The sequence below is a fragment of the Cellulomonas sp. genome (assembly GCF_035634735.1).
GTDB lineage: Bacteria > Actinomycetota > Actinomycetes > Actinomycetales > Cellulomonadaceae > Cellulomonas.
Genome location: NZ_DASQCJ010000061.1, coordinates 1 through 3,225 on the forward strand (window position 1 = coordinate 1; position 3,225 = coordinate 3,225).

Annotated in this window: 2 protein-coding genes; both read right to left on the reverse strand. The window is 79.6% G+C overall.

Translation table 11 applies throughout. From position 1 onward, the window contains the following. A partial coding sequence (locus tag VER05_RS05995; RefSeq protein ID WP_414647562.1) for an AMP-binding protein occupies positions 1 to 932 on the reverse strand: 932 nt, incomplete at its 3' end. Positions 933 to 1,103: 171 nt separating this feature from the next. Further along, entirely contained in the window at positions 1,104 to 2,753 is a 1,650-nt protein-coding gene (locus tag VER05_RS06000) for a hypothetical protein (protein WP_324844472.1), read from the reverse strand. Positions 2,754 to 3,225 lie beyond the last annotated feature (472 nt).

Below are 3,225 nucleotides of genomic sequence, written 5' to 3' on the forward strand. Positions count from 1 at the left end.
GTGGTGTGGAAGATGCCCTTCGGCTTCCCGGTGGTGCCCGAGGTGTACAGGATGAACAGCGGGTGCTCGGACTCGACCGCGACGGGCTCGTGGGTGTCGGGCGCGGTGTCGACGGCGTCGTGCCACCAGACGTCGCGGCCCTCGGTCCACGGCACGTCCTGCCCGGTCCGCCGGACCACGAGCACGCTGCGGACGATGTCGCCGCTGCCCTTGGCCAGCGCCTCGTCGACCGTCGGCTTGAGGGCGCTCGCGGCGCCGCGCCGGTAGCCGCCGTCCGCGGTGATGATCACGCGGGCGTCCGCGTCCAGGATGCGGGTGTGCAGCGCCTCGGCGGAGAACCCGCCGAACACCACGGAGTGCGGGGCGCCGATCCGGGCGCACGCCAGCATGGCGATGACGGCCTCGGGGATCAGGGGGAGGTAGATCGCGACCCGGTCGCCGGTCTGCACGCCGAGCGCCGTGAGGGCGTTGGCCGCGCGCGAGACCTCGCGCTGCAGGTCCGCGTACGTCAGCGTGCGGGTGTCGCCGGGCTCGCCCTCGAAGTGCAGCGCCACCCGGTCGCCGTGACCCGCCGCGACGTGCCGGTCCACGGCGTTGTACGCGGCGTTGAGCCGGCCGTCGCCGAACCACCGGGCCCGCGGGGCGCCCGACCAGTCGAGCACCTCCTGGAACGGCTCGGCCCAGTCGAGGAGCGACCGTGCCTGCTCCGCCCAGAACTCGAGCCGCGCCGAGTTGGCCCAGGAGTACAGCTCGGCGTGGGCGTTCGCCTGCGCGGCGAACGCCGGGTCCGGCGGGAACCGCCGGTCCTCGGTGAGCAGGTTCTCCAGGCCCGGCGCGGGGGCGTCCGGGGTGGTGCTGTCGGGGGCGGTGCCGTCCGCGGGGGTGGGGGCCCCGTCGGGTGCGGACTGCGGGGTGGAGCTGTCGAGGGCCACGTGTGCCTCCAGCGCAACGACGTCGGTGCGTGCTGGCGCGGCTCGGATGCCGCGTCTCTCGGCACTCTAGTAGGACTTACGTCCCTGGCGAGTGCGGATCTCGGCGGCGCGCGGGGATGCGGGACGGCGCGGACCGGGACGCTCGAGGCGGCCGGGTCCGCGCCGTCCGCGTCAGACCCGCGGGAGCCAGCGCCGGCGGGCGGCGGCGAGCACCAGGCCCGCGACCAGCAGCAGCGCGCCGACGACGAACACCGTGCCGGAGGTCGCGGTCACGGTCGCCCGCACGACCGAGTACTCGGTTCCGTCCGTGGCGATCCACCGCACGATGTCGACGTGCGTCGTCGCGGGCACGTAGAGCAGCACGACGCCCAGCACCGAGGCGACGAGCCCGGCCGTGATCGGCACGGCGGGCGTCCACAGGCCCAGGCCGAGCACGACCGCGAGCACCAGGACGCCGGCGGTCACGAGGACCACGCCGATCGCGTCGTAGGAGGCGTCCCAGCCGGGCGCCTGCGCCGCGAGCACGCGGGACTGGCCGAACAGCACCGTCCACACGCCGATCGCGCCGACGACCAGGCCGACGAGCGCACCCAGCACGTGCCGCCCGGCGCCCCCGCCCGGGCGGTGCGCGGGCTCCGCCACGGGCTCGGGGGTGCCGGCGGCGGCGCGGCGCCCGCGGGACCGGGTCGGGTGCTCGTCCCCCGGGGTGGCGTGCTGCGCGCCGGGGATCGTGGGCGCGGCCGGCCCGGCGGGGGCCGGGGCGGAGGGGTCGCCGTAGGGCACGCTCGCGTCGGAAGGGCCGGTGCCGGGCAGGCCCGCGCCGGGGGCGCCCGCGTCGGTCGGGGTGGCGTCGGCGGTGCCGGTGCCGGTGGTGCCGTCCGGGGTGTCCCGCGTGAGCACGGCGGCGGCGCGCGCCTCGGCTCCCCGGATGCTGGTGCGGCGGACGGGATCCGTCGGCGCCGCGGCCGCGGTCGCCGGGGCGACGCCGCCGGCCGGGGTCGTCGGGAGCGGGGCGGTCGGCGCGCCGGCGCCGTCCGCGGCGAACCGCGCGGAGCCGGGGCCGCCGGGGGTGCCGGGACCGCCGGGGGTGCCCGGCCCGCCGGGCCGGCCGGGTCCGCCGGGGGTGCCGGGGACGCCCGGGGCGTGCGCGGCGGGGAGGCCGCCGGGCAGGTCGGACGGCGGGTCCTCGGGGGCGGGAGCCGGCGGGGTGGGCGCCGGGCGGGTGGCGCGGTGGGCGCTGGTGCCGCGGGAGGGGGTGCCGGTGGCGGCGCGGGCGGCGGGGGTGGGCGTGGCGGCGGGGGCGGTGACGTCGGTCGTGGCGCCGGTGGGCGGCTCGGCGGACGCGGTGCCCGCGGTGGGCGTCGTGCCGGCGGTGGGCGTCGTGCCGGCGGTGGCTGCGGTGCCCTCGGTGGACGCGGTGCCCGCGGTGGACCCGGTGCGCGCGGCGGGCCTAGTGCCCGTGGTGGACCCGGTGCGGGCGGGGGCCTCGGTCGCCGCGGCCTCGGTGCCGGTCGGGGCCGGCTCGGCGGCAGCCGCCGCGGGGACGGCGGGCACCCGCTCGGTGGGCGTGGTCGTCGGGCGGGACGTGCCGGTCGCGTCGGGGGCGGTCGTGCGGGACGCGGCGGTCGCGGACCCGGTGCTGCCGGACGCGGAGGTGCCGGACGGGGTGGTGCCGGACGCGGTGGTCCCCTCGGAGTCGGGGCTCGCGCCCGAGGTCGTGCCGGCGGCGTCGGGGGTTCCCGGTTCCGACGCGCGCTGCCCCGCGGTGTCGGGCGCGGTCGACGGCGTGTCGTCCTGCTCGCGGTCCGAGGTGCTGCTCATGTCTGCTCCCTTGTCGCCGGCTCACGGTGTGCGGGGCAGGAGCGGAAGCGCCTCCCGCGCAGCGGGTTCGGTGTCGACGCGGCCGTGCTGGTCACGTCGGTGCTCCGTCCGACCGTAGAGCGCCCGGTCCCCGCCCGCCCCACGGCGCGCCCGAGATGTCCGAATCCGGGGCTGATGTCCGGTCCCGGTCGGGTCGGCCGCGCCCGCCCCACCCTGCCCGTGCCCCGTGCCCCGTGCCCGCCCCCACCCTGCGCGTGCCCGCCCGGACGTCGCTCCCGGCGCCCGTGAGTGGAACCGTGTGACGGACACGCCGGCGGCGTGTCCGTCACGACGTTCCACCCACGCGGCGAGCAACGGGGGCGCGGGGCGGTGCGCGGGCAGAGGGACGGCGGCCGGGTCACGTGCGCGGGTACCGCGGCCCGGGAGCCGCGCGCAGGGCCCGGCGCCCCGCGGTCAGCGCGTCGCGGCGGCC